Consider the following 24,698-nt stretch of genomic DNA (forward strand, 5'->3'; position numbering starts at 1 on the left):
AAGCCGGACAGGTGATCGATCCCGCCACCCTGCCCGCGCTCCACGCCAGCCATGGCGGCATCTGGCTGCGCGAAGGCGACCGCACCCAGGCTTTGGCCAAGGGACAGGCGATCGCCCGCGCCGCCGAAACGCCGGTGCTGCTGCTCAACGCGCCGCTGACCGGGCAAAGGCTGGGCTACCCCGAACTGAACGGCCTCGACCTGCTCGAACTCTGGGCCTTTCTCCACCCCGCCCGCTTCCTGGTGCCCACGCCCAAGGGGCTGGCGGAGGCGCTGGGCCTGCCCGCGCCGGGCAATGAGGGCGACATCCCCGCCTTGCTGCAACAGGGCGCTGCGCTGCTGCTGGCGCGGCTGGAAGCGCCCGACTGGACCGAGCGCGAGGGCGGCTGGACAGCGGCGCAGTCGCTGCACCGGCTGCGCTGGCCCTGGTCGCCGCTGGTTGCGCCGCGCATCGCCCGCCCGCGTGAGGCGGAACGCTGGCTTTTCACCAAATTGCCCGAATGGGAGGAGGCGCAGCCCCGTCCCGCCCCGCGCACCATCAGCCTGAAGGACGATCAGGTGCTCGCCCGGCTCGACGCGCTGACCGGCGCAGGCGCCGAAGCGCGGCCCGGCCAGCGCGCCTATGCCGCGGCCGCCACCGCCGCCTTCACCCCGCGCCGCTATCGCGACCAGCCCAACATGCTGCTGGCGGAAGCCGGCACCGGCATCGGCAAGACATTGGGCTATCTGGCCCCGGCATCGCTCTGGGCCGGGGAAGCGCAGGGCACGGTCTGGGTATCGACCTACACCAAGGCGCTGCAACGGCAACTCGACCGCGAATCGCTGCGCCTCTTCCCCGATCCGGCGGTGGCGGCGAAGCGGGTGGTGGTGCGCAAGGGGCGGGAAAATTATCTCTGCCTGCTCAATCTGGAGGATGCGCTACAAGGTGGCTTTGCCGGGCGCGCGGCGATCCTGGCGCAACTGGTCGCGCGCTGGGCGGCGTTCAGCAAGGATGGCGACATGGTGGGCGGCGACCTGCCCGGCTGGCTGCCGACCCTGTTCCGCCGCAACGGCTCCACCGCGCTGACCGACCGGCGCGGCGAATGCATTTATGCGGGCTGCCCGCATTATCGCAAATGCTTCATCGAGCGGTCTGCCCGCGCCAGCGCCGACGCCGACATCGTCATCGCCAACCATGCGCTGGTGATGATCAACGCCGCGCGCGGGCGGGAAACCGGCCAGCGGCCCCAGCGGATCGTGTTCGACGAAGGGCATCACCTGTTCGATGCGGCCGATTCGACCTTTTCCGTCGCGCTGTCGGGGCAGGAGGCGATCGAGCTGCGCCGCTGGATCATCGGACCGGAGGGCGGATCGCGCGGGCGCAGACGGGGGCTGGCGGCGCGGCTCTCCGACCTTGCCAGCTATGACGAGGAAGGCGGTCAGGCGATCCGGGCGGCGGTCGACGCGGCGCAGGCGCTTCCCGCAGACGAATGGCTCAAGCGCGTGGTCGCGGGCGAGCCGTTCGGGCCGCTGGAAGCCTTGCTCGCGGCGGTGCGCGGCACCGTCTATACCCGCGCCGAAGCGGCGGGCGAGGCCGACGCCGGCTATGGCCTGGAAACCGAACTGGCCGAACCCGATGGCGCGCTGGTGGAGGCGGCGCAGGAGGCCGCGATCGCGCTCGACGCCCTCATCAAGCCGCTGGTGCGCCTTGCCCGCCGGCTGGAGGCGGTGATCGAGGATGCGCCCGACTGGCTGGACGGCGCGGCACGGGCGCGGATCGAGGGCGCGGTGGCCTCGCTTGGCTGGCGACGCGACCTGATCGCGGCCTGGCTGGCGCTGCTGGCGCGGATCGGCGGACCGGCGGACCCCGACTATGTCGACTGGATGACGGTCGACCGGGTCGAGGGGCGCGAATATGACATCGGGCTGCATCGCCACTGGCTCGACCCGACACGGCCACTGGCCGAAACCGTGCTGAAGCCCGCGCAGGGCGTGCTCATCACGTCGGCGACGCTGAAGGGCGGCGGCGAATGGGACAATGCGGAACAGCGCAGCGGCGCGACCCATCTGCCCCATGGCGCCGAGCGGTTCGAAGCGACCAGCCCGTTCGACTATCCGGGCCGCGCAGAGGTGCTGATCGTCACCGACATCAAGCGCGGTGACATTGCCGCGCTGTCGGGTGCCTATGCCCGGCTGATCGAGGCGGCGGGCGGCGGGACGCTGGGGCTGTTCACCGCGATCCGGCGGCTGCGCGCCGTCCATGCCCGCATCGCCGACCGGCTGGCGCGCGGCGGGCTGCCGCTTTACGCCCAGCATGTCGACCCGATGGATACCGGCACGCTGGTCGACATCTTCCGCGACGATCCACGCGCATCGCTGCTGGGCACCGATGCATTACGGGATGGCGTGGACGTGCCCGGCCATTCGCTGCGGCTGGTGGTGATGGAAGGGGTGCCCTGGTCCAAGCCCACCGTGCTGCACGCCGCGCGCCGGCTGGCAGGCGGCGGCAATGCCTATGACGACCGGCTGATCCGCGCGCGGCTGGCGCAGGCATTCGGCCGGCTGATCCGGCGGGCGGAGGACAGGGGGCAATTCGTCATCCTGTCCGCCGCCATGCCCAGCCGGTTGCTGAGCGCCTTTCCGCCCGGAACCCCGATCCGCCGCCTGACGCTGGACGAGGCGATCATCGCGGTCAGCGTGCAGGCGCGCGAGCAAAGTCTTGGCGCAGGGACCGCTTTGGGGCATCAGGGGATCGAATCGGGCCTGCCCCACCGGGAGACACAATGAAGCGGCTGACCCTGTTGCGCCACGCCAAGTCGGACTGGGACGATCCGGTCGCGCGCGATTTCGACCGGCCGCTGAACCGTCGCGGCGAAAAGGCCGCGCTGTTGATGGGCGAATATGCCGCCAAGCGCGCGATGCGTTTCGACCTGCTGGTCGCCTCCCCCGCCGTGCGTGTCGTGCAGACGCTGGAAACCTTCTTTACAGGCTATGGCGACACGCTCGACGCGCGCTGGGACCGGCGCATCTATCTCGCTTCCTCCCCCACGCTGTTCGACGTGGTGCGCGATTTCCCCGACAGCGCCGACCATGTGCTGATGGCCGGGCATAATCCGGGGTTTGAGGAACTGATCCTGGACCTTGTTCCCGACGATGGCGTCAATCCGCTGCGCGAGGATGTGGAAGTGAAATTCCCGACGGCGAGCCTTGCCGTGCTCGACCTGGCGATCGACCGCTGGGATGAAGCGCGCGAGAATGTCGCGACGCTGGCCAGCTTCACCCGCCCGCGCGACCTGGACCCGGCGCTGGGGCCGGGCACGCGCTAGGCAAAACCATCGGTCGCGCGGATCAGCGCGTCCAATATGCCCGGTTCGTTATAGGCGTGGCCCGCGCCCTCGATCATTTCGAAGTGCGCCTGCGGCCAGGCGCGGTGCAGCGCCCAGGCGGTTTCCGCCGGGCAGGCCATGTCGTAGCGGCCCTGGACGATGACGCCGGGGATGGCCGCGAGCTTGCCGGCGTCGCGGATCAACTGCCCATCCTCCAGCCAGCCACGATGCACGAAATAATGATTTTCGATGCGCGCGAAGGCCAGCGCGAAATCATCGGCATCATGGGTCGCCGACAGCGCCGGATCGGGCAGCAGGCGGATCGTCTCGCCTTCCCACAGGCTCCAGGCGCGGGCGGCGGCTTGTCTGGCGGCACGATCCTCGCCAGTCAGGATGCGGCGATAGGCAGCGACCATGTCGTCCCGCTCGGCCTCCGCGATCGGCGCGACGAACCGTTCCCATTTGTCGGGATAGATGCGGCTGGCACCCTCCTGATAATACCAGTCGATCTCGCTCTGCCGGATGGTGAAGATGCCGCGCAGCACCAGTTCGCTGACACGATCCACATGGGTCTGGGCATAGGCCAGCGCCAGCGTCGATCCCCAGCTCCCGCCAAACACCAGCCATCGGTCGACCCCCATCATCATCCGCAACCGTTCGATATCGGCGACGAGATCCCAGGTCGTGTTGGCGTCCAGATTCGCATGCGGCGTCGACCGGCCGCAGCCGCGCTGGTCGAACAGCAGCACATCGTAGCGCGCCGGATCGAACAGCCGGCGATGATCGGGCGATATGCCCCCGCCCGGCCCGCCATGCAGGAACACCGCCGGCTTGGCGCCGGGCGTGCCGGACCGTTCCCAATAGACATGGTGGCCGTCGCCAACATCGAGATGGCCGGAGGCATGGGGGGCGATCGGGGGATAAAGCGTGCGCATGCCATTCTTTTAGCAGCCTCGCCGCGTTCGACCAGCGCCTTGAAGAGGCGATCATCGTCCGGCGGCGCAGGATCACCGCCTACCGGAGGGGCTGCATCATGTGCGTTTTTCCCATGCCCTGCCGCGCCTGATCATGCCGCGCCCGATCATGCCGCGCCCTGCGGCCAGCGAGACGGATTTGACCGCAAGCCACGGGATGACGACGGGGCGCTTGATCGCCATCTTCACCGCCATGGACCTGACCGACATCGACCGCCATGGCGCGGCGCGCCTCCCCGCCCTGCTGTCCCCCGACCAGTGCGCCGCGATCATCGCGCTGTGGGACGATCCCGCCGCCTTCCGCAAGGAGGTGGTGATGGCGCGCCATGGCTATGGCAGCGGGCGCTATCGCTATTTCGCCTATCCGTTGCCCGATGCCGTCGCGGCGCTGCGCGACACGCTTTGGCCCGCACTGGCGGATATCGCCAATCGCTGGATGGAGATGCTGGGGACGGGTGACATATACCCGGCCCGCCATGCCGATTTCCTCGCGCGCTGCGCGCTGGGCGGGCAGGACAAGCCGACCCCGCTGCTGCTGCGCTACGAAGCCGGGGACTGGAATGCCCTGCATCAGGATGTCTATGGCCCGCATATCTTCCCGTTACAGGCGGCGATCCTGCTGTCGCGGCCGGAGCACGATTTTACCGGCGGCGCCTTCGTCCTGACCGAGCAGCGCCCCCGGATGCAGTCGCGGGCGGAGGTGGTGCCGCTGGCCCAGGGCGACGCCGTGATCTTCCCGGTGCGCGACCGGCCGGTGACGGGCGCGCGCGGCGTCCACCGGGTACAGATGCGCCACGGCGTCAGCCGGCTGTTGTCGGGCGAGCGCTACACGCTGGGCATCATATTTCACGACGCGACATAGGCACGGCCAGCCTGCGTTCAGGCGCCCCATTACATTTTGCGACAAGATTGTCCGGTCATTGCCAGATATTTGCGACATATGGCGGCTAATCCGGCCATCAAGGTTCCGATTTGTGGGGGTATTTTCGTGCGTCGATCCGCATCCGTCTGTCTGTTGCCTTTTTTCCTGACCGCAGCGCCCGGCGCGCTGATGGCGCAAGTGCAGCCCCAGCCCGCCACCGGCGCGCAGCAGGTGGACGAGGGCGAGGAAATCATCGTCACCGGCCAGCCGCAGCGCGGATCGGTCATGGGCAATATCCAGCCCGAACAGATATTGTCGCCCGCCGATGTGCGCGCGCTGGGTGTCGCCTCCATCGCCGAACTGGTCAGTGAATTGTCGCCGCAGACGAACGGCACGCCGGTCATCCTGCTCAACGGCAAGCGCATTTCCAGCTTTTCGGAAATTCAGGACCTCCCGACCGAGGCGATCCAGCGGGTCGACATTTTGCCCGAACAGGTCGCGCTCTCCTATGGCTATGCGCCGACGCAGAAGGTGATGAACATCGTCCTGCGCGAGCGGTTCCGCGCCGAGACGGGACAGGCGAAGCTGGGCACGACGACCCAGGGCGGACGCGACAATGGCGAGATCGAAGCCAGCCTGCTGCGCATCCGGGGGGATAATCGCTTCACCCTGAACCTGGAATATAGCCGCGCCGCGCACCTGCTCGAAAGCCAGCGCGGCATCACCTCGACCGCCGCCAGTCGCCCCTATTCGCTCGCCGGCAACGTCACCGCCGCGACCCAGGGTGGCGAGATCGACCCGGCGCTGTCGGCGCTCGCCGGCCAGAGCGTGACGGTCGCCAGCGTCCCCGGCAGCGCGCGCACGACCGCACCGACGCTGGCCGATTTCGCCGCCGGTGCGAACATCGCCGATATCAGCGACATCAGCCGTTATCGCACGCTCAGCCCGGCGACCGAGAATTTTGCCGTCAACGCCACGCTGGCGCGCGCGCTGGGCGGGGTGTCGGCGACGATCAACGGCCGGCTGGAACTGTCCGACAGCGATTCGCTGCAAGGTCTGTCGCAGGCGGCGCTGGGCCTGCCCGGCGGCAGCCCCTTCTCGCCCTTCGCCAATGACGTGACGCTCTACCGCTATCTGGCGCAGGGCGGCGCGCTGGGGCAGCGCATTCGCGGCACCACCGGCCATGTCGGCGTCACGCTGAACGGACGGCTGGGTGAAGGCTGGCTCTGGTCCTTCACCGGCAATGGCGACCTGTCGATCACCCGCACCCGCACCGATCGCGGGGTGGACAGCGGCGCGATCCAGAGCGCGATCGATGCGGGGGACAGCAGCGTCAATCCCTATGGCGATTTTTCCGCCGCCCTGCTGTCCAGCCGCTTTATCGACCGGGCGCGCGCGGAAAGCCGGGCGGTGCAGGGCGACCTGTTGCTGAGCGGCGCGCTGTTCGACCTGCCGGCGGGCAAGGTGATGACATCGATCCGGCTGGGCGCATCGGCGAACGGCTTTGAAAGCCGGTCGCTGCGGGCCGGCATGGCAAGCGGCGCAAATTATAGCCGGGAGATCGGCAGCGGCCAGGTCAGCCTCGACCTGCCGCTCACCAGCCGGTCCAGAGGCGTGCTGGGCGGGGTCGGCGACATCGGCGTCAACCTGAACGCCGCCGCACAGCATTATTCGGACTTCGGCACGCTGTCGACCCTGGGCTATGGCCTGCGCTGGCAGCCGGCAAGCGCGGTGCAGATCCTCGTTTCCGCCAATCAGGACCGTGCCGCCCCGACCGGCACGCAGATCACCGATCCGCTCATTTCCACGCCCAACCTGTCCATATTCGACTATGCCGCCGGCCAGAGCGTGTTCGTCACCCAATTGACGGGCGGCAATGCACGCCTCAAGGAAAGCGTGCGCGACCAGTTCCGTTTGAGCGCGACGGTCAGGCCGTTCGAAAAGCAGAACCTGACCCTGACCGCCACCTATCTCAACAGCCGGACGCGCAACCCGATCGCCGCCTTCCCATCGCCCACTCCGGCGCTGGAAGCGGCCTTCCCGCAACGCTTCCTGCGTGACGAGGACGGCAATCTGATTCAGATCGACGCCCGGCCGGTCAATTTCCTGTCATCGCAAAGCGAACAGTTGCGCTGGGGCTTCGACCTGTCCTTCAGCCTCAAATCCCACATCCAGAAGGTGATCGAGGCATGGCGCGCGGCCGGCGCCAAACCGGAGGACCGGCCCAGGGAGCTGGACGATATCCGCGCCGCTTTCCAGCGCAACCGGCCGCAGCGACCGGGCGGGGGTCCGCCGCCGGGCGGTCCTCCACCGGCAGGCGGCCCCGGTGGCGACCATGCCGGTCCCGGCCGCGGCCGTCCGGGTGGCGGCTTTGGCGGTCCGGGCGGCGGTTTCGGGGGTGGTCCCGGCGGTCAGGGCGGCGGGCGGCTGAGTTTCAGCCTCTATCACACCTGGCATTTCACCGAAAATATCCTGATCGCGCCGGGCGTGGCCCCGCTCGACCTGCTCAATGGCGACGCCACCGGATCATCGGGCGGCCAGCCCCGGCATGAGGTGGAGGCGCGGGTCGGCTATATGAACAACGGCATCGGTGCGCGGCTGGGCGTCGACTGGGAAAGCGGCACCCGTGTCGATGGCGCGCTAGGCGGCAATTCGCGGCTCGACTTTGGCAGCCTTGCCACCGCGAACCTGCGCCTGTTCGCCAATCTGGGGCAGATGCCCCGGCTGGTGAAGAATATGCCCTTCCTGCGCGGGTCGCGGATTTCGGTCGGCATCGACAATATCTTCAACCAGCGCCGCGACGTGAGCGACGCCACCGGCGCGACGCCGTTGCGCTATCAGCCGGGCTATCTCGACCCACAGGGCCGCACCGTGTCGATCAGTTTCCGCAAGCTGCTCTTCACGCCCCCGACACCCGGCAATCGGGCGCGTAGTTAAATTCGCATTAGCTACATTAAAGCCTGTCGTTCCCCGGCCGTTATGAAGCTGCGTAACGGTTGGGGAAGATGAAGATGAAACCTGTCAGAATCGTGGTGGTCGATGATTCACTGACCATCCGCGCGATGATCGAAACGCTGCTGGAACGCGACCGCCGGATCGAGGTGGTCGGCATCGCCCGCAATGGCGAGGAAGCGCTGGACATGATCCGGCTGGAACGGCCCGATGTCGTGACGCTGGACATCGCCATGCCCGGCAAGGACGGCATGACGATCCTGGACGAGATCATGGACATGGAGCCATGCCCCGTCATCATGCTGTCCAGCCTGGTGCGCGAAGGCGCACAGATCACAGCCGACGCGATGGACCGGGGTGCGGCCGCCTGTTTCAACAAGGCGATGATCGTGCGCGAGGCGAAACGCTTCGTCGCGCTGATCCGGGAAGTCGGGCGCGGTCTGGCGCCGGCTGAGCAGGAACAGGTCGCGATCGCGGCCTGATTGTGATCCGTGGGGACGGGAGAAGAGGGAGGCAGGCAACTGCCTCCCTTTTTTCATGCCTGCAAGGCAGGGATAATGACGGCAAACGGCCACACCCCATATTGGGCCAGAGTTTGATGACGCAGTTTTGCCGCGCTGCGCGCGCAAGGACGGCGTGGGTCAATCGACGCATCCCGCGGCAGAGAAGCGACGGCCCCCTTCCCAGCCCCTTGCAAAGGCGGTGGAGGCGCAGCGCGACCGCGTGCGCCCTTTAGCCCGTCAGCGACCGGGGCGGGCTGCGCAATGTGGCCATGTCGATCGCACTGGCGAATTCCACGCCCATGCGATCGTCCTTTGACCAGCGGGCGGTGGCGTTGACGAACTGGCTCTCGCCCAGTTCGATCGCGAACAATGTCCCTTCGGGCACGTTCCACAACCCCTCGACCAGAGCGCCGGTCGCCGAAATATTGCGGATACGCCCGGTATAGACATGGCCGTCATGATGGACGGTGATCGTGCGCAGCATCGTCTTGCGTTCCGGCCGGCTGGACTTGAAGCCATTGGCGGACGCCGCCGTTCCGGTGCTGCGGTGGCGGACGATCACATCCTCGAACGGCATCGGCCGGCCATAGATATAGCCCTGGATATGGCTGCACCCCAGTTGGCGGATCAGTTCCAGTTCGTCCTGCGTCTCCGCCCCTTCCGCAGTGGTGTCCATGCCCAGTGCCTCGGCCAGGCTGACGATCGCCTTGATGATGGCGCTGTTGCGGCTGCCCTTGATCGATGCGCCGCGCACGAAGCTCTGGTCGATCTTGATCTTGTCGAACGGCGCTTTCTTCAGATAGCCAAGCGAACTGTAGCCGGTGCCGAAATCATCGAGCGCCAGCCGGACGCCGATCGCCTTGAGCCGCGAGAACATCATGTCCGTGCCGTCGCTGTCGTTGAGGAACACGCTTTCGGTGATCTCCAGTTCCAGCCGTTCAGGCGTGAGCTGGGCGGCGGCCAGTGCGTTCATGACGGTGGAGGGAAAGCCCGGATTGGCAAACTGGGTCGGCGAGACATTGACCGCGACCCGGATCGCTTCCGGCCATTGCGCCGCATCGCGACAGGCGGTGCGCAACACCCATTCGCCGATCTGCCCGATCAGCCCGGTATCTTCCGCGATCGGGATGAACAGCGCCGGCGAAATCGGACCGCGCACCGGATGCTTCCAGCGCAGCAGCGCTTCATAGCCTGTGATCTGCTCGGTGTTGGACGACACCACCGGCTGATAGACGAGGTGCAGCCCATCGGCGGCCAGCGCCCGGCGCAAATCCTCCTCCAACTGGCGGCGATCCTCCGCATCGGCGTGCATGTCGGACGAATAGAAGCGATGGACGCCCCGGCCATTGCCCTTGGCCGCGTAGAGGGCAAGGTCGGCGTTGCGGATCAGCGCGTCGGCGGTGACGCCGTCCTGCGGACAGATGGACAGGCCGATCGACACGCCGATGACGACCCCTGTACCCTCGATCGTATAGGGCTGCGACACCGCGCTGATGATCGCCTGCGCCAGATGGGCGAGCGCGGTCTGATCATGCCGGCCGGGCAACAATATCTTGAACTCGTCGCCGCCTTGTCGCCCGACCAGCCCCTTTTCGCCGACCACGCGCTGCAATCGCTGGCTGACCTGCCGCAGCAGCGCGTCTCCGGCGGGATGGCCCAGCGTGTCGTTGACGGTCTTGAAGCGGTCCAGATCCAGCATCATCAGCGTGCATTCGCCCGGCTTGCCATGACGGTCTGCGACCGCCTGCTCCAGCGAGCGCAGCATCTGGATGCGGTTGGCCAGGCCGGTGAGCGAATCGAACTGGGCCAGGCGGGTGACTTCCGCCTGGCTGCGGCGCATTTCGGTCAGGTCGGTGCCCGACCCGCGAAAGCCGTGAAACTGGCCATATTCATTGAACACCGGCTGGCCGGAAATCGACCACCAGCGTTCTTCCCTGACCAGGGCGGCACACACCGCGATGTCGGAAAAGCCGGTGCGCGCCGACAGGTGAAAACCCAGTGTCCGCTCGCCATCGCCCTGCTTCTTGTCACCCTGCCGCACGATTTCGGTTATCATGCGGCCAATCAGCGCGTCGGCGGACAGGTTCAGCGACTGCGCCAGCGTATCGGAAATATAGGTCAGGCAACCCTGCCGGTCGGTTTCCCAGAACCAGCCGCGGCCGGTGCGCTCATGTTCCTGCAACAGCCGGTCGGATCGCTGGGCGCGCAGGTCCTGGCTGTGCCGGGCAATCGCCTGGTCGCGATCGGCCGTCGCCTGGCGCAATGTCGCGATCAACATGACGATGACGCAACTGACCATCAGGCCGATCTGCATCAGGCCGGCCTTTTCGGCCACCGACACCAGCAAAGCGCCCAGAAAATAGCTGATCCCCAGCAAGCGCCGATCACCGAAGATGCACACCGCCAGCAACGCCACCGCCAGTTCCGGCACGGCGGCCAGAAACAGCGAATCGGTCGCCGCCCTGGGTTCATGACTGAGCCACAGGCTGAAGGTCAGGGCCGACAGGAACACCATCGGCAGCATCAGCCAGTTCTGTATATGCGGCAACCGCCGCTGAAACAGTTGCCAGCGCGGAACCAGCATCAACATGCCGTCAATCAGCAGCATCACCGCCAGCAGGCCGGCCTTGTCACTGTCGCCGGAAAAGATGGGCAGGTTCAGGAGCAGCAGGACGCAGATCTTGGCCAGCAGGATGAGTGGCCAGAGGCGTGCGATATGGACGAAAGCGCCCGAAATCCAGGAAGCGGACACCTCGGTCCCGCTTTCCGACAAGCCAAGTGCGACCATCAGGGTCATCGAACGGGAAGGATTATCGGACAGGGATGCGCGCAGCAGGGACATGCCGCGTACATAATGCATAGTCCTTGCCGAAGAATTACTTCCTGTCCGCAACGGCGCGACTATCGCGCGCCATCAACAGTCAGACGCGCATCGGCATCAATACATAGAGCGCCGGGCTGTCGTCATTTTCCCGAATCAGAGTCGGTGCGGCCGCGTCGGCCAGATGCAGCTCGACCAGGTCGCTGTCGATCTGGCCCAATATGTCCAGCAGATAGCGGGCATTGAAGCCGATATCGAAGCCTTCGCCCTGAAAAGCGCCAGACACTTCCTCCGCCGCCGTGCCGTTTTCGGGGCTGGTGACGGACAGGGTGATCTTGTCCTTGTCCAGGCTCATCTTGACCGCACGGGTCTTTTCCGTGGCGATGGTGGCGACACGATCCACGCCATCCTCGAAACTGCGCGGATCGATCTTGAGCAACTTGTCGTTGGCGGTCGGGATGACGCGGCTATAATCGGGGAAAGTGCCGTCGATCAGCTTGCTGGTCAGGATCGCGCTGCCCAGCCCGAAACGGATCTTGCTGGCGGACAGGCTGATCTGGACCGAGCCGTCCACTTCGTCGAGCAGCTTGCGCAGTTCACCGATACATTTGCGCGGAATGATGATGCCGGGCATCCCTTCCGCACCGTCGGGGCGGGGCACGGTGACGCGGGCGAGGCGGTGGCCATCGGTCGCCGCCGCCTTGAGCACCGGCTGGCCGTCATCGGTGACGTGAAAATAGATGCCGTTCAGATAATAGCGCGTCTCTTCGGTCGAGATGGCGAAGCGGGTCTTGTCGATGATCTGCTTCAAGGTTTCGGCCGGCAGTTCGAACCGGGTCGGCAGGTCGCCTTCGGCGATCACCGGGAAATCGTCGCGCGGCAGGGTCGACAGGTTGAAGCGGGCGCGGCCCGCCTGGATCAGCATCTTGCCTTCGGCCGCCTGCAAAGACACCTGACTGCCTTCCGGCAGCTTGCGGGCGATGTCGAACAGGGTGTGGGCGGAAATGGTGGTCGCGCCGGGCTGTTCGACCTGGGCCGCCACGCTTTCGACCACCTGAAGGTCAAGGTCGGTCGCCATCAGCTTGATCGCGCCATCGGCCGACGCCTCGATCAGCACATTGGACAGAATGGGAATCGTGTTTCTGCGCTCGACCACCGACTGGACGTGGCTCAGGCTCTTCAACAGCGTCGCGCGTTCGATGGTGGCCTTCATGTCCCTGTTCTGTCCGTTTCTTTTTAAGCCGATAGCCGGAGGTTCGGTCGAATCCCGGCGACAATGATGGATACTTCTTCATAACCGCTGTTACGGCTTGGGCAAGCGTCGCGTCGCGCTTTCGTAACGGGGCGGGGTTGCAAATGGGGACGGCATGGGCTTTGCCCGCAGGATGCGCCGCACCTTTGCCCTGCTGATCCTGTCGATCGTCGTCGCGACGCCCGCGCAGGCCCGCGATTCGCTGGGCATTTTCGAAAGCTGGGGCGCGTTCCGGGATGGCGCAGGGCAGAAGGGGCCACGCTGCTACGCCATCGCCCAGCCAGTGGTGCGGCGCGGGCAGGCGCCCAGGGGCTTCGCATCGGTCGGCACCTGGCCGCGCCAGCGGGTGCGCGGGCAAGTGCATGTCCGCCTGAGCCGTGCGCGCGCGGCCCAGGCGCCGGTCACGCTGGTCGTGGGCGAGCGCCGCTTTGCCCTGGTCGCGGGGCAGATGGACGGATGGGCGGCGGACGCGCGTGGCGACGCGCAGATCATCGCGGCGATGCGATCCGCCAGCAGCATGAGCGTCGCCAGCATCGGCGCGGACGGGCGCGGCTTCGCCGACAATTACGCCCTGCGCGGGGCGGCGACGGCAATCGACGCGGCAGCCTTGGGATGCGCGCGGTTGCGGTGACGCGACACGCCTTTAAAAATCCGCAAAAATCGGCTAGGGGCGCGGCCATGCAATCAGCCGCCAGCCCGCTCATGCCGATTCCCGGCCCTATCGACCCTGTGCCCGTGCCGCGCGCGGTGACGCCCCGTGAAGACGGGCGCACCGACCTGATGGGCCTGTCGCGTCCGCAGATCAAAGCCGTGCTGGAGGAAGCCGGGCTGGACGTGAAGGCGGCAAAGCTGCGCGCCAAGCAGCTATTCCACTGGCTCTATCATCGCGGCGTCACCGATTTCGAGGCGATGACCGATCTCGCCAAGCCGATGCGCGGCTGGATGGCGGACCGCTTCGTCGTCGGTCGGCCGCAGGTGGTGGAGGCGCAGGTATCGAACGACGGCACGCGCAAATGGCTGCTGCGGTCGGACGATGGCCAGGATTATGAGATGGTGTTCATCCCCGATGCGGACCGCGGCACGCTATGCGTGTCGAGCCAGGTCGGCTGCACGCTCAATTGCAGCTTCTGCCACACCGGCACGATGCGGCTGGTGCGCAACCTGACACCGGGCGAGATCGTGGGGCAGGTGATGCTGGCGCGCGATGCGCTGGGCGAATGGCCCAAGGGGAGCATGGCGTCGGCCCATGACGATGAGGACGAGGATTCGTCGCATTACACGGCCGACGGACGGATGCTGACCAACATCGTGATGATGGGCATGGGCGAGCCGCTCTATAATTTCGATCATGTCCGCGACGCGCTGAAGCTGGTCATGGACGGCGACGGCCTCGCCCTGTCGAAGCGGCGCATCACCCTGTCGACCTCCGGCGTGGTGCCGATGATGGCCCGCGCGGCCGAGGAGATCGGCGTGAACCTGGCCGTCTCGCTCCATGGCGTGACCAAGGAAGTGCGCGACGAACTGGTGCCCTTGAACCGCAAATATGGGATCGAGGAACTGCTCCAGGCCTGCGCCGATTATCCCAAGGCGAACAATGCCCGGCGCATCACATTTGAATATGTGATGATCCGCGACAAGAATGACAGCGACGAGGATGCACGCGAACTGGTCCGCCTGATCCGCAAATACAAGCTGCCGGCCAAGGTCAACCTGATCCCGTTCAACCCCTGGCCGGGCACCGACTATGAATGTTCGACGCCGGAGCGGATTCGTGCGTTCAGTTCCATCGTGTTCGAAGGCGGCATCAGCGCGCCGGTGCGCACCCCGCGCGGGCGCGACATCATGGCGGCCTGCGGGCAGCTCAAGTCGGCGAGCGAGAAGAAGAGCAAGGCGGAAATGAAGCGCCTGGCCGAGGAAAAGCAAGCCGCGCTCGGATAATGGCGGGACGACAGGCGGCGCATGGCGCCAAGACGACAAGCCCCGCCCGTAACGGCGGGGCTTTTCTTTTCAGGGGGTAAAGACGCATGACCGATGACGATATCGACAGGCTGGCACAGGACTTTTGCGCCTGCACGCTGCCCAAGCCATGCTGGACCCATGGCGCGCATTTCGCGACGGCATTGTGGCTGATAATCAGGCGCCCGGACCTGACACCCGAACGCGACATGCCCGGCATGATCCGCCGTTATAATGAAAGCGTCGGCGGCGTGAACAACGACACGAACGGCTATCATGAAACGATCACCCAGGCGTCACTGCACATGGCGCGCCACCTGATCGCGGGATTGCCCGCCGACGTGACGCCGGCCGCAGCCTATGCCGCGCTGATGGCATCGCCATTGGGCGACAAGGACTGGCTGTTCACTTACTGGTCCCGCGCCACAGTGATGGCGCCGCTGGCCCGGCGAACATGGGTCGCACCCGACCTGACGCCATTGCCCGCATAGAAAAGGGCGGCCCTTTGCAGGACCGCCCTTCCCTGAACTGATCTTTTGAGAGGGATCAGAAACGGAAGCCGATGCCGACCACAGCGGCATCGCGGCCACCGATATTCTGCTCATATTCGGTGCGCTGATATTCGGCCGAGATATAAGTGGTCGGGGTCGCGGCGAATTCCAGACCGCCGCCATAACGCACGCCTTCCAGGCCCGCGCCGTCGCCGGCGACTTCGAAACGGGTCGACGCATAGCCGACCTTGCCGAAGGCCAGAACGCGCGGGGTCACGACATAACCGGCGCGCAGCGAAGCGGCGATGTCACGGCTGACATCCAGGCCGCTGTCGTCGACGGTGCTGTCGCCCAGGCTGACTTCCACGCCAGCAACGATCTGCGGCGCGAGCGCGAGGTCATAACCGGCGCTGACGCCGTAGGAGAAGCCTTCTTCGCCGCCGATCTTGTCATAGCCCAGCGTCACGCCCGCGCGCGGCCCGGTGAAGGGCGCAGCGTCCTGAGCGAAAGCAGGAGCGGAAACAGCGGTTGCAGCAGCAATGGCTGCGAAAATCACAGTTTTCATATAGTCCTCATTTTTTATCTTGACGCCGTAACTTAGACATTCATCCGGCGTTCATGTACGATGCAAAGCAATTATGAACTTATTCTCACAAAGGCTCCTGCAATCTTCCCTCCATTGTCAGGAGATGAAGAGCGTGATCTGCATCAAGATCACGCAGCCGCCATCTAGGATCGTCAGATTGATTTGCAAAGAGGCTTAGCCGTTATTCCAATCAATTTCGGGGCTTGTGTTGCAAATAGGCACCATCCCCCTGTCCGGCCCGCGCATCGGCACAGCCTGCCATGACATGGGCCAGTGCCCGATCGTCCCGCGCCCCGCCCATGCGGCCAACGACATGGCCCCTATGGACGGGCGACAAAAATAGGATAGGATCGTCGCCATGGACAGCCGGCGCGACAATGCAGGCGTGGTGGTGCGCCATCGCCTCTCTACCCGGCTGTGGCATTGGCTGAACGCCCTGCTGCTCTACATCCTGTTCACCAGCGGGCTGGGCATTTTCAACGCCCATCCCCGGCTCTATTGGGGGCATTATGGCGCGAACCTGGACCCTGCCTGGCTGACGCTGGAACGGTTTTCCGGCTGGATCACGCTGCCCGCCCGCTATAATCTGTCGATGTCGCGCCACTGGCACCTCGCCGCCGCGCCGGTCTTCGCCTTCGCGCTGCTGGCCTATATGGTCTGGAGCCTGGCCAACCGCCATGTCGCCCGCGACCTGGCCTTCCGCCGCGGCGACCTGGCCCCGCGCCATGTCTGGCAGGACATCAAGGACCATGCCCGGCTGCGCTTTCCCACCGGCGAAGCCGCGCTGCGCTATAATGTGCTCCAGAAAGCGAGCTATATCGGCGTCATCTTCATAGTGTTGCCGCTTCTCATCCTGACCGGCCTCACCATGTCGCCCGGCATGAACGCGGCCTGGCCCTGGCTGGTCGACCTGTTCGGCGGGCGGCAGTCGGCGCGGTCGATCCACTTCATCGCCGCCTTCGCGCTGGCCGCCTTCTTCCTGGTCCACATCATCATGGTGATCCTGGCCGGGCCGGTGAACGAGGTACGCTCGATGATCAGCGGCCGCTATCGCGTGCCGGAGGACCGGCCATGATCCTGACCCGCCGCCACCTGTTGCTGGGCGCGGGCGCGACGCTGGCGGGCTGCGACCGGCTGGCGCGCACCGACAGCGTGCGCGAGGCGCTGTTTTCCGCCGAAAATTTTCATCAATGGGCGCAGCGCAGCCTGATGGCGCGCGACGCGCTGGCGCGGGAATTTCGACCGGATCAGATTTCCCCGATCTTCCGCGCCAACGGCACGTCCAATCCCAATACGCCAGCCTACAAGGCGCTGTGGCGCGGGGGCTTTGCCGACTGGCGGCTGCGGGTCGACGGACTGGTCACGCGCGAGCTGTCACTATCGCTGTCACAGTTGCGCGCCTTGCCCCATCGCGAACAGATCACCCGCCATGACTGTGTCGAGGGCTGGAGCGCGATCGGCAAATGGCGCGGCGTGCCGCTGCGGACCATCCTGGAGGGCGCGGGGCTGCGCGGCACCGCCCGCTATCTCGTGTTCCACTGCGCCGATATGATGGGCAGCGGCAAACCCTATTATGAGAGCATCGACCTTCTCGACGCCTTCCATCCCCAGACCATCCTTGCCTTCGCGCTCAACGACCGGCCGCTCGGCGTCGCCAATGGCGCGCCGCTGCGGCTGCGGGTCGAACGGCAACTGGGCTATAAACAGGCCAAATATCTGATGCGGATCGAGGCGGTGGACAGTCTGGCTCACATCGCCGGGGGCAAGGGCGGCTATTGGGAAGACCATGCCAATTATGACTGGTATGCAGGTATTTGACGCCCGCACGCCGACATGACAAGGTAGCGGCATGAAACTGTTTGAACGTGTTATCAAGCGGTTGGTCACGCGCGGCCAACTGACGATCCACTATCATAATGGCGGCAGCTTCACCGTCGGCCAGCCCGACCCCGCCTTCCCCGACCTGGCGTTGCGGTTCAAGGACGGGCGCGTGCCCTTCGACATCATCCGCGACCCGCGCCTGGGCATGGCGGAAGCGTGGATCGATGGCCGCGTCGGCATAGAAGGCGGCGGCATCATCGAATTCCTGTCGATGATCCGCGCCAACAATCCATGGGAAAGCGGCAAGTCGATCGATGCCAAGGGCATCCTTAGTCGCAGCTTCAAATCGGCCCGGCAAAAGCTCTGGCGGATCAACCACAAGGCGCGGTCGAAGGCCAATGTCGCCCATCATTACGACCTGTCGGGCGCGCTCTACGCCCTGTTCCTCGATCGCGACCGCCAATATAGCTGCGCTTATTATCCCGATGCCGACAATGCGGCCGGGATCGGCCTGGAGCAGGCGCAGGAGGACAAGAAGGCGCATATCGCCGCCAAGCTGCACCTGAAGCCGGGCATGAAGGTGCTGGACATCGGCTGCGGCTGGGGGGGCATGGCGCTGTATCTGCACCGCACCTGCGGCGTGGACGTGACCGGCATCACTTTGTCGGAAGAACAGCTCAAGGTCGCGCGCCAGCGGGCGGCGGACGCTGGCGTCGCCGACCATGTCCGCTTCGAACTGATCGATTATCGCGACATGGCCGGGCCGTTCGACCGGATCGTGTCGGTCGGCATGTTCGAACATGTCGGCACCGCCCATTATCGCACCTTCTACACCAAGTGCCGCGACCTGCTGACGCCCGACGGGGTAATGCTGATCCACACGATCGGCCGGGTCGAGGGGCCGGGCACGACCGATGCCTTTACCCAGAAATATATTTTCCCCGGCGGTTACATCCCGGCGCTGTCGGAAATGATCCAGGGCAGCGAGGGCACGCGCCTGATGGTCACGGATGTCGAGGTGCTGCGCATGCATTACGGCCTGACCATCCGCGAATGGTACAAGCGCACCATGGCACACAAGGCGGATATCGTCGCGCTGTATGACGAGCGCTTCTTCCGCCTCTGGACCTTCTACCTGGCCGGCGCGGCGACGGTGTTCGAACATGGCGGCATGGTCAATTATCAGGTCCAATATGTCCGCAATCGTCGCAGCCTGCCCATCACCCGAGACTATATGCTGGAAACCGAAGCGGCGCTGCGCGGGCGGTGACAGCCTGAACCGTCGCTGACGACCATGTTCGCGGACGGTTCAGTCAGCCGCGCGCATTGTCTCCCTCATGCTCCCGCCTGTGCTGTGCGGGATCGATGAGGAGAGACAAGGCATGAACCTGTTTTGGAAGGGCGCGGCGGCATTGAGCCTGACCGTCGCTGGCCTGGGCGCGGCGACGGTCCCGGCCCAGGCGCAATATTATGGCGGCGGCCACCATGGCTGGCGCGACGGGCGCGATGGGCGCTGGGATGATCGCCGCTGGGATAATCGGCGCTGGGACGATCGCAGGCACTGGCGCGGCGACCGGCGCGACTGGCGCGGCTATCGGGGGTATAACCGCGCCCATTATCGCTATCGGACGCGCTGCTGGACTGAATGGCGCTACGATTATTATCGTGACCGCGACGTGCGCGTGCGCATCTGTCGCTGAACATGGCGTGCGACCCGTCCAGGGCCATGGGCGGGTCGCATGTTGACGCAGGGCAGGGCCAGACGCTAGGCGCGACGCAGCATTTCAAGGAATTTGATCATGAGCGACACGCCCCCCGACCATCTCTCCACCAACCCCAAAAGCCCTCATTTCGACATGGAGGCGCTTCAGCGTGGCATCGGCATCCGCTTCAAGGGCCGCGAGCGCAAGGATGTGGAGGAATATTCGATTTCGGAAGGCTGGATTCGCGTCGCCGCCGGCAAGAGCCGCGACCGCCATGGCAACCCGCTGACCATAAAATTGACCGGCGCGGTCGAAGCCTGGTTTGAAAATCCGGCCGAAAGCAGCGAAGAAAAGCCAGCCGATTCGGAGTGACCGATAGATGAAGGGGCGCCATGGGCGCCCCTTTTCAGTTCAGCACAGCCTCGCGCCGGACATCGGCGATGATTGCGCTGAGCGACCGCCGGATCGGCCTATTGTCGGCATAGGCGATGACCCGCATGTCCGTTTCCAGCCTGGGCACGGCGGTGCGCGCCGCCTTTGCCGGGCGCGCCTGCACCATCATCAGGCCGCGCGGCGATACCGGCGTGGCGAGCGCAGGCCGCTCATCCCACATCGCCTTGTCCAGCTTTGCGAAGCGCACGCTCGTCCCCAAGGCGGGATCGGGCACGAAATCGTGCAGCTTTGCCTTGGCCGGATAGATGAAGCCGTAGGTCGGGTTGGTGCGTGCGCCCATCTGGCCGGTCGGGCTGTGCCAGACGCGGACCTGGCTCCAGTCGCCCTCTTCCGACACGTCGATGGCCAGCACATCCTCCTCGATCGCGCCGGGCGCGGACCAGTTGGCGTGGCGGATCAGCACGCGGCGGTCGTCCAGCACCCTGCTGACCACGGCGACATGGCCCAGCGTCATCGGGCCATAGGCCCGGAAGGCGAGCACCGCGCCCTTTCTGGGCGAGTGCCCGCGCTTATACTGCCCTTCCGCCTGGTCCCACCAGTTGAGCGCGTCGCCGCGTATCTCCACCCCCGACACCGTCCGGGCGTAGGGGACACATTGCAACACCGCCGCGCCAAAGCCGGGCGTCGCCGTCAGACCGGACAGCAGCACCATCGCCGCCCAGCGCATCGTTCGATTCATCTATGCGATCCCGAAAAGTCAAGAATCGCCCCACCAAGGACGACCCTAAACCCCGGATTCTTTGGGAAAGGTTAAAGGATTAGAAGGCCGTGCGGAGCGCCGCGCCGCCACTGGTTTCGGCCGATGCAATGCGCACGGGCATCGGTTCGGCTGCCTTGGGCGCGCTGGCGTAGATGAAGCCCTTGGCCGGATTGGAGCGCAGGCCGAGGCCACCGATCGGGCCGTACCAGACGCGCACGTCGGTCCAGTCATTATTGGCCGACACGTCGATGGCGCGGACATCGCGTTCGATGCCGCCGCGATAGGACCAGTTGGCGTGGGTCAGCAGCACTTCGCGGTCGCTGACCACCTTGCTGACCATGGCGACATGGCCGACCGGCATGGACCGGCTGGCGGCGAAGGCGAGGACCGCGCCGACACGGGGTTCATGGCCCCGGTCATAGCGGCCTTCGGCCTGGCCCCACCAGCTATTGGCGTTGCCGTGAATGTCGATGCCGGAAACCTGCCGGGCGAAGGGCGCGCATTGCAGCGTGCCGGCGGCGGCGGGAACAGTGATCAGGGTAGCAAGCGCAACAAGGAATGTCGCAAAAAACGCGCGAAAACCAGCGACCATGTGATTGCGACCCCGACTTATTGTGTAGGCTTGAACCTCGTTGAGCGTCTTTAGGGCAGAGCGCGGACGAAGCGACAAGCGCCGGGCGACGAGTCGTTTCGGTGGTGCGTTATGTTGCGGAACGAAAGACGTGGCCTGCGGTTACGGTCAATCGGGTCGCATCATCCAGATCGTTGAAAAGGCTGGATTCGGTGCCCGTCATCCAGACCTGCCCCCCGGTTTCCCGCAAACGTTGGAATAAGGCGCTGCGGCGCGACGGGTCGAGATGCGCCGCCACTTCGTCGAGCAGCAGCACCGGCGGCTGGCCGCGCATGTCCGCCACCAGCGCGGCATGGGCGAGGAGAATCGAGAGCAGCAGCGCCTTCTGCTCCCCGGTCGAACAGAGCGCGGCGGCCTGCCCCTTGGCGATATGGGTGACGGCCAGGTCGTGGCGATGCGGGCCGGACAGGGTGCGCCCCGCCGCCGCATCGCGCCGCCGCGCCCGCGCCAGACGAAGGACGAAGGGTTCGTCGCCGCCATCCTCCCCGCCCTCGATCGCGATCAGCGGCCGGGCGAAGGGTTCGTCGGGCTGGCCGGCGAGCGCGTCATTCAGCCGGGCCACCAGATCGGCCCGCGCGCCGGCCAGCGCCGCGCCATGGTCGCCCATCTGCGCCTCCAGCGCCGACAGCCAGGCCGGGTCGGCGCGGCGGGAGTCGGCAAGCAGCCGGTTGCGCGCGCGCATCGCCGCATCATAGCGGGCGCTGTGCGCGGCGTGGGCGGGATGCAGCGCCAGGGTCAGCCGGTCGAGAAAGCGCCGCCGCCCACCCGGACTGTCGAGGAACAGCCGGTCCATCGCCGGGGTCAGCCAGACGATCGCGAGATGATCGGCCAGCGCATTGGCGGACGACGCGACCCCGCCGATCCGCACCTGCCGCCGGTCCGGGCTGGCGGCGGTGACGCCGGTGCCCAGCACCACGCCATCCACTTCCGCCGCGATGCCAAAGCCGCCCGGCCCGCCCTGCCGCGCCATCGCGCCCAGCGCCGCGCCGCGCAGGCCGCGTCCGGGGGCCAGCATCGACACCGCTTCCAGGATATTGGTCTTGCCCGCGCCATTGTCGCCGGTCAGCAGGATGAAAAGATGGTCGGGCAGGATCAGCGCATCCGCATGGTTGCGGAAATCGCTCAGGGTCAGGCGGCCGATCATCGCCCGGCTGTAGCGGGGAGCCGGCGCGGAAGATAGGTCCGTTCGCACCGGCATCCGCCCATCGAAGTTCACACCGTTGCAGGGATTTTGTGCGCGACGCATTTCTGCGGCTTTCCGGGGCGTTGCGGGGCGTGCGCGCGTCACCCGCGCAGCGGTCAGGTCATCGCGACGCATCACCAAGGTATCGCCATGGTCACAGCCACGCGCCACGGACGCGCAGGGGACGCGCCGCCTTCGCCATATAGGGGCGGCGGAGCGCCGTGCGCGCAGGACAGGCGAGGCGGAGAATGGCGGTTCCATCGCACAGGGCAGATCAGGCGAAATCCTATTAGGAAAGGCCCTTCTGGAAGTGGGACGCGCCGTGGGCAGGGACGGGAAGTGGATAGGAAAGCGACGGTGGGCTCTCGCTTCCAGTCACGAGCGTCCCGTCAATTCACCGGCGCCCTTCGCCTGTAACTCAGCGCTTCTGCCACATGCACCCGCCCGACCCGCTCCGCGCCCGCCAGGTCGGCGATCGTCCGCGCCACGCGCAGCACGCGGGTATAGCCGCGCGCAGACAGTTTCATCGCCGCGGCCGCCTGCGCCAGCAAGTGCCGCCCCGCCTCGTCCGGCCCGGCGACCTCCTCCAGCCGCGCGCCATCCACCTCGGCATTGGTGCGCGTCGGCGACCCGGCATAGCGCGCCGTCTGAACGCTGCGCGCCGCCGCGACCCGCGCCGCGACCTCGGCCGATCCTTCGGCGGGGGGCGGCAGCACCAGGTCGGCCGCCGTCACCGCCTGCACCTCGACATGCAGGTCGATGCGATCGAGCAGCGGCCCCGACACCTTGGCCTGATAGTCCGCCGCACAACGCGGCGCGCGCGAGCAGGCCAGCGCCGGATCGCCCAGATGCCCGCAGCGGCATGGCCGCATTGCCTTTTTGCCATTCCGCCGGATCACACTGAAAGCCACCAAACCCTCGGCGGTTGATGACGAAAGTATAACCCTTGCGGCCTCGCTCCGCCGTGTCCGGCGAGAACGCGGCCTGTTCCAGCGAGAGGTGGCCGTGCTCATGGGCGTCAGCCATACGTCCGTGCTGGATTGGGAACAAGGCAAGGAACCGGAAGTCCGAATGTATCCCCGGATTATTCAGTTCCTCGGTTTTGAGCCTTGGCCGGAACCGCAAACGCTAGCCGAGCAACTGCTGGCAGAACGGCGTAGGCGAGGACGGTCAATGCGGAGGGCAGCGTTGGCGATTGGCGTCGATGAAGGTACGTGGAGGCGGTGGGAAACGGGGAGACAACATCAACCGAGGGAACGGGGAAAACTCTCAGCGTTCCTCTGTACGACGCCCCCAGAAAGCGAAGAAATGTGAGACTGAGCGGCGACCCTTCAATGGAAGGATCGCCGCTTTCTGTGTCAGCCTGGACGCCGCCTGTATTTCCGGTGGCACGAAAGCCAATAGGCCGTGCACCTAAAAATTACGCCCGCCTCCAACAGGGCGACCCTGCCGCCCGCCGCGACAACAAAGCGACAGAGTCAGGAAGAGCATATCTGTCTGTTCCAAGACGCACAACGCGCGTTTGCCACACGACTGTCCTGATACTGCCTACCACTGGCACGCGCCCCGCTTACATCTCCATTGATCTATGCCGATAGAAACAGTGACCACCGGAACGTTGTTTCGCTGGCATTAAGTTCGCCCTTCAAATTCTCAGAATAGTTCGCTATCTGTTCTCAACATTTGGAGACGCAGATGCAGTTCATTCATCACGATCTTGGGAATCGGCAACGCGGCGAAATTGTCGAAGTGACCCTTTCGGGTAGCGCCGCGAATGTCCGCCTTATGGATAGCTCGAACCTCTCTAGCTACCGTAATGGTCGCCAACACCGCTTCTATGGTGGGTTAGCCAAGCGTTCACCCGTGCGCCTTCAGATTCCCAACAATGGACACTGGCATGTGACGGTAGACATGCAAGGATTGCGCGGCAACGTGCGCTCAAGCGTGCGCGTGCTACCCGGCCCGCTCCCCACCCTAAGCGAACGACCGTTGGCCGAAGTGCCGTCCCTGATTCGCCAACCGGATGAGCTACCGCCCGGTCACGCTCGTGACGAGCGCGTGCATGACGTGTTCATCTCCCATGCTTCGGAGGACAAGGACGAAGTAGTGCGACCACTGGCCGCTGCCCTACAGGCGGGCGGCCTTGACGTGTGGTATGACGAGTTCGCCTTGAAGATCGGTGACAGCCTCCGACAGAAGATCGATGCAGGCCTTGCCAATAGCCGATTTGGCATCGTCGTGCTTTCACGCGCCTTCATTAAGAAGGGGTGGACGAATTATGAATTGGACGGAATCGTATCGCGATCAGTGAATGGCGAACAGGCGATGCTCCCGATATGGCACGGCATCACCAAACAGGAAGTCCTCGACTACAGCCCCTCGTTGGCGGACAAGGTAGCTCGCAACACCGCCAGCTATACCCTTGATGAGATAGCGGCCGAGATTATCGACCTTATCCAGGGAGAAACTTAATCGAGCGCATCATATCGAAGCTCGTATTCCAAAT

General features: G+C 65.6%; 22 protein-coding genes and 1 pseudogene. 15 read left to right on the plus strand and 8 right to left on the minus strand.

The annotated features are described in order from the left end of the window. The first annotated feature begins 11 nt into the window (after positions 1–11). Positions 12–2,765, plus strand: coding sequence for an ATP-dependent DNA helicase (locus Q4610_RS17985; RefSeq protein ID WP_304537323.1), 2,754 nt, complete (start codon positions 12–14; stop codon positions 2,763–2,765). Continuing rightward, positions 2,762–3,304, plus strand: a complete 543-nt coding sequence (locus Q4610_RS17990; RefSeq protein WP_304537324.1) for a SixA phosphatase family protein — start codon at positions 2,762–2,764, stop codon at positions 3,302–3,304. Before Q4610_RS17985 ends, Q4610_RS17990 begins: the two co-directional genes overlap by 4 nt. On the opposite strand, the gene pip is transcribed toward Q4610_RS17990, so the two are convergent. Then, on the minus strand, positions 3,301–4,239 hold the full coding sequence (pip, locus tag Q4610_RS17995; RefSeq protein WP_304537325.1) for a prolyl aminopeptidase: 939 nt from the start codon (positions 4,237–4,239) through the stop codon (positions 3,301–3,303). The genes Q4610_RS17990 and pip overlap by 4 nt on opposite strands. Before the next feature lie 196 nt (positions 4,240–4,435). Here pip and Q4610_RS18000 point away from each other — a divergent pair, with 196 nt between their 5' ends. From Q4610_RS18000 to Q4610_RS18010, 3 genes are all read left to right on the plus strand, one after another. Then, the gene (locus Q4610_RS18000) at positions 4,436–5,140 is read left to right on the plus strand and encodes a 2OG-Fe(II) oxygenase (protein WP_304537352.1); all 705 of its coding nucleotides are present in this window, start codon (positions 4,436–4,438) and stop codon (positions 5,138–5,140) included. A gap of 126 nt (positions 5,141–5,266) precedes the next feature. Next, positions 5,267–8,077: a TonB-dependent receptor gene (locus Q4610_RS18005; RefSeq protein WP_304537326.1), complete on the plus strand. Its 2,811-nt coding sequence runs from the start codon at positions 5,267–5,269 to the stop codon at positions 8,075–8,077. A gap of 74 nt (positions 8,078–8,151) precedes the next feature. Continuing rightward, positions 8,152–8,574 (plus strand): response regulator, encoded by a 423-nt coding sequence (locus Q4610_RS18010; RefSeq protein WP_304537327.1) that lies wholly within the window; start codon positions 8,152–8,154, stop codon positions 8,572–8,574. A 250-nt stretch (positions 8,575–8,824) separates the two neighbouring features. Here Q4610_RS18010 and Q4610_RS18015 read toward each other — a convergent pair whose 3' ends face one another. Both Q4610_RS18015 and dnaN read right to left on the minus strand, forming a co-directional pair. Next, a complete protein-coding gene (locus Q4610_RS18015; RefSeq protein WP_304537353.1) occupies positions 8,825–11,437 on the minus strand; it encodes an EAL domain-containing protein in 2,613 nt (870 codons plus the stop codon). A 79-nt stretch (positions 11,438–11,516) separates the two neighbouring features. Then, positions 11,517–12,629 carry a DNA polymerase III subunit beta gene (dnaN, locus tag Q4610_RS18020; protein ID WP_304537328.1) on the minus strand — a complete coding sequence of 371 codons (1,113 nt, stop codon included), beginning with the start codon at positions 12,627–12,629 and terminating at the stop codon, positions 11,517–11,519. A gap of 172 nt (positions 12,630–12,801) precedes the next feature. On the opposite strand from dnaN, the gene Q4610_RS18025 reads away from it, so the two are divergent. The 3 genes from Q4610_RS18025 (at position 12,802) to Q4610_RS18035 (ending at position 15,115) form a co-directional block, all read left to right on the plus strand. Continuing rightward, positions 12,802–13,299, plus strand: coding sequence for an invasion associated locus B family protein (locus Q4610_RS18025; protein WP_304537354.1), 498 nt, complete (start codon positions 12,802–12,804; stop codon positions 13,297–13,299). Between the two features lie 47 nt (positions 13,300–13,346). Next, positions 13,347–14,606 carry a dual-specificity RNA methyltransferase RlmN gene (rlmN, locus tag Q4610_RS18030; RefSeq protein WP_304537329.1) on the plus strand — a complete coding sequence of 420 codons (1,260 nt, stop codon included), beginning with the start codon at positions 13,347–13,349 and terminating at the stop codon, positions 14,604–14,606. Positions 14,607–14,692: 86 nt separating this feature from the next. Continuing rightward, positions 14,693–15,115 carry a hypothetical protein gene (locus tag Q4610_RS18035; RefSeq protein ID WP_304537330.1) on the plus strand — a complete coding sequence of 141 codons (423 nt, stop codon included), beginning with the start codon at positions 14,693–14,695 and terminating at the stop codon, positions 15,113–15,115. A gap of 55 nt (positions 15,116–15,170) precedes the next feature. On the opposite strand, the gene Q4610_RS18040 is transcribed toward Q4610_RS18035, so the two are convergent. Next, positions 15,171–15,680, minus strand: a complete 510-nt coding sequence (locus Q4610_RS18040) for an outer membrane protein (protein WP_304537331.1) — start codon at positions 15,678–15,680, stop codon at positions 15,171–15,173. 379 nt (positions 15,681–16,059) lie between these two features. Between Q4610_RS18040 and Q4610_RS18045 the strand changes: the two genes are divergently transcribed. The 5 genes from Q4610_RS18045 to Q4610_RS18065 all read left to right on the plus strand — a co-directional run bounded on the left by Q4610_RS18045 (position 16,060) and on the right by Q4610_RS18065 (position 19,597). After that, the gene (locus Q4610_RS18045; protein ID WP_304537332.1) at positions 16,060–16,776 is read left to right on the plus strand and encodes a cytochrome b/b6 domain-containing protein; all 717 of its coding nucleotides are present in this window, start codon (positions 16,060–16,062) and stop codon (positions 16,774–16,776) included. Continuing rightward, positions 16,773–17,519, plus strand: a complete 747-nt coding sequence (locus Q4610_RS18050; RefSeq protein WP_304537333.1) for a molybdopterin-binding protein — start codon at positions 16,773–16,775, stop codon at positions 17,517–17,519. Before Q4610_RS18045 ends, Q4610_RS18050 begins: the two co-directional genes overlap by 4 nt. A gap of 31 nt (positions 17,520–17,550) precedes the next feature. After that, a complete protein-coding gene (locus Q4610_RS18055) occupies positions 17,551–18,792 on the plus strand; it encodes an SAM-dependent methyltransferase (protein WP_304537334.1) in 1,242 nt (413 codons plus the stop codon). 112 nt (positions 18,793–18,904) lie between these two features. Next, a complete protein-coding gene (locus tag Q4610_RS18060; RefSeq protein WP_304537335.1) occupies positions 18,905–19,222 on the plus strand; it encodes a hypothetical protein in 318 nt (105 codons plus the stop codon). 99 nt (positions 19,223–19,321) lie between these two features. Further along, positions 19,322–19,597: a DUF3297 family protein gene (locus tag Q4610_RS18065; RefSeq protein ID WP_304537336.1), complete on the plus strand. Its 276-nt coding sequence runs from the start codon at positions 19,322–19,324 to the stop codon at positions 19,595–19,597. Between the two features lie 34 nt (positions 19,598–19,631). Here Q4610_RS18065 and Q4610_RS18070 read toward each other — a convergent pair whose 3' ends face one another. From Q4610_RS18070 to Q4610_RS18085, 4 genes and pseudogenes are all read right to left on the minus strand, one after another. Beyond that, positions 19,632–20,357, minus strand: a complete 726-nt coding sequence (locus tag Q4610_RS18070; protein ID WP_304537337.1) for a CHAP domain-containing protein — start codon at positions 20,355–20,357, stop codon at positions 19,632–19,634. Positions 20,358–20,436: 79 nt separating this feature from the next. Beyond that, entirely contained in the window at positions 20,437–20,970 is a 534-nt protein-coding gene (locus Q4610_RS18075; RefSeq protein ID WP_304537338.1) for a CHAP domain-containing protein, read from the minus strand. Between the two features lie 109 nt (positions 20,971–21,079). Next, positions 21,080–22,153, minus strand: coding sequence for a DNA replication/repair protein RecF (gene recF, locus Q4610_RS18080; RefSeq protein WP_304537355.1), 1,074 nt, complete (start codon positions 22,151–22,153; stop codon positions 21,080–21,082). Between the two features lie 428 nt (positions 22,154–22,581). Further along, positions 22,582–23,067, minus strand: a pseudogene (locus Q4610_RS18085) (magnesium chelatase subunit ChlI family protein); the annotation flags it as partial. Between the two features lie 4 nt (positions 23,068–23,071). Here Q4610_RS18085 and Q4610_RS21860 point away from each other — a divergent pair. Together Q4610_RS21860 and Q4610_RS18090 are read left to right on the plus strand one after the other, a co-directional pair. After that, positions 23,072–23,506: a helix-turn-helix domain-containing protein gene (locus Q4610_RS21860; protein ID WP_425262588.1), complete on the plus strand. Its 435-nt coding sequence runs from the start codon at positions 23,072–23,074 to the stop codon at positions 23,504–23,506. Positions 23,507–23,887: 381 nt separating this feature from the next. Further along, positions 23,888–24,664: a DUF1883 domain-containing protein gene (locus Q4610_RS18090; protein WP_304537339.1), complete on the plus strand. Its 777-nt coding sequence runs from the start codon at positions 23,888–23,890 to the stop codon at positions 24,662–24,664. Positions 24,665–24,698: the final 34 nt, after the last annotated feature.

This window comes from Sphingobium cyanobacteriorum (assembly GCF_030580935.1).
GTDB classification, from domain to species: Bacteria; Pseudomonadota; Alphaproteobacteria; order Sphingomonadales; family Sphingomonadaceae; genus Sphingobium; species Sphingobium cyanobacteriorum.

What these genes read in the sequence shown, in the direction of transcription:
- dnaN (WP_304537328.1), bottom strand. Translation starts at nt 12,629, where the DNA reads ATGAAGGCCACCATCGAACGCGCGACGCTGTTGAAGAGCCTGAGCCAC.
- Q4610_RS18060 (WP_304537335.1), top strand. Translation starts at nt 18,905, where the DNA reads ATGAACCTGTTTTGGAAGGGCGCGGCGGCATTGAGCCTGACCGTCGCT.
- Q4610_RS18035 (WP_304537330.1), top strand. Translation starts at nt 14,693, where the DNA reads ATGACCGATGACGATATCGACAGGCTGGCACAGGACTTTTGCGCCTGC.
- Q4610_RS18010 (WP_304537327.1), top strand. Translation starts at nt 8,152, where the DNA reads ATGAAACCTGTCAGAATCGTGGTGGTCGATGATTCACTGACCATCCGC.
- Q4610_RS18015 (WP_304537353.1), bottom strand. Translation starts at nt 11,437, where the DNA reads ATGTCCCTGCTGCGCGCATCCCTGTCCGATAATCCTTCCCGTTCGATG.
- pip (WP_304537325.1), bottom strand. Translation starts at nt 4,239, where the DNA reads ATGCGCACGCTTTATCCCCCGATCGCCCCCCATGCCTCCGGCCATCTC.
- Q4610_RS17990 (WP_304537324.1), top strand. Translation starts at nt 2,762, where the DNA reads ATGAAGCGGCTGACCCTGTTGCGCCACGCCAAGTCGGACTGGGACGAT.
- Q4610_RS18045 (WP_304537332.1), top strand. Translation starts at nt 16,060, where the DNA reads ATGGACAGCCGGCGCGACAATGCAGGCGTGGTGGTGCGCCATCGCCTC.
- rlmN (WP_304537329.1), top strand. Translation starts at nt 13,347, where the DNA reads ATGCAATCAGCCGCCAGCCCGCTCATGCCGATTCCCGGCCCTATCGAC.
- Q4610_RS18065 (WP_304537336.1), top strand. Translation starts at nt 19,322, where the DNA reads ATGAGCGACACGCCCCCCGACCATCTCTCCACCAACCCCAAAAGCCCT.
- Q4610_RS18050 (WP_304537333.1), top strand. Translation starts at nt 16,773, where the DNA reads ATGATCCTGACCCGCCGCCACCTGTTGCTGGGCGCGGGCGCGACGCTG.
- Q4610_RS18040 (WP_304537331.1), bottom strand. Translation starts at nt 15,680, where the DNA reads ATGAAAACTGTGATTTTCGCAGCCATTGCTGCTGCAACCGCTGTTTCC.
- recF (WP_304537355.1), bottom strand. Translation starts at nt 22,153, where the DNA reads ATGATCGGCCGCCTGACCCTGAGCGATTTCCGCAACCATGCGGATGCG.
- Q4610_RS18000 (WP_304537352.1), top strand. Translation starts at nt 4,436, where the DNA reads ATGACGACGGGGCGCTTGATCGCCATCTTCACCGCCATGGACCTGACC.
- Q4610_RS18075 (WP_304537338.1), bottom strand. Translation starts at nt 20,970, where the DNA reads ATGGTCGCTGGTTTTCGCGCGTTTTTTGCGACATTCCTTGTTGCGCTT.
- Q4610_RS18025 (WP_304537354.1), top strand. Translation starts at nt 12,802, where the DNA reads ATGCGCCGCACCTTTGCCCTGCTGATCCTGTCGATCGTCGTCGCGACG.
- Q4610_RS18055 (WP_304537334.1), top strand. Translation starts at nt 17,551, where the DNA reads ATGAAACTGTTTGAACGTGTTATCAAGCGGTTGGTCACGCGCGGCCAA.
- Q4610_RS18090 (WP_304537339.1), top strand. Translation starts at nt 23,888, where the DNA reads ATGCAGTTCATTCATCACGATCTTGGGAATCGGCAACGCGGCGAAATT.
- Q4610_RS18070 (WP_304537337.1), bottom strand. Translation starts at nt 20,357, where the DNA reads ATGAATCGAACGATGCGCTGGGCGGCGATGGTGCTGCTGTCCGGTCTG.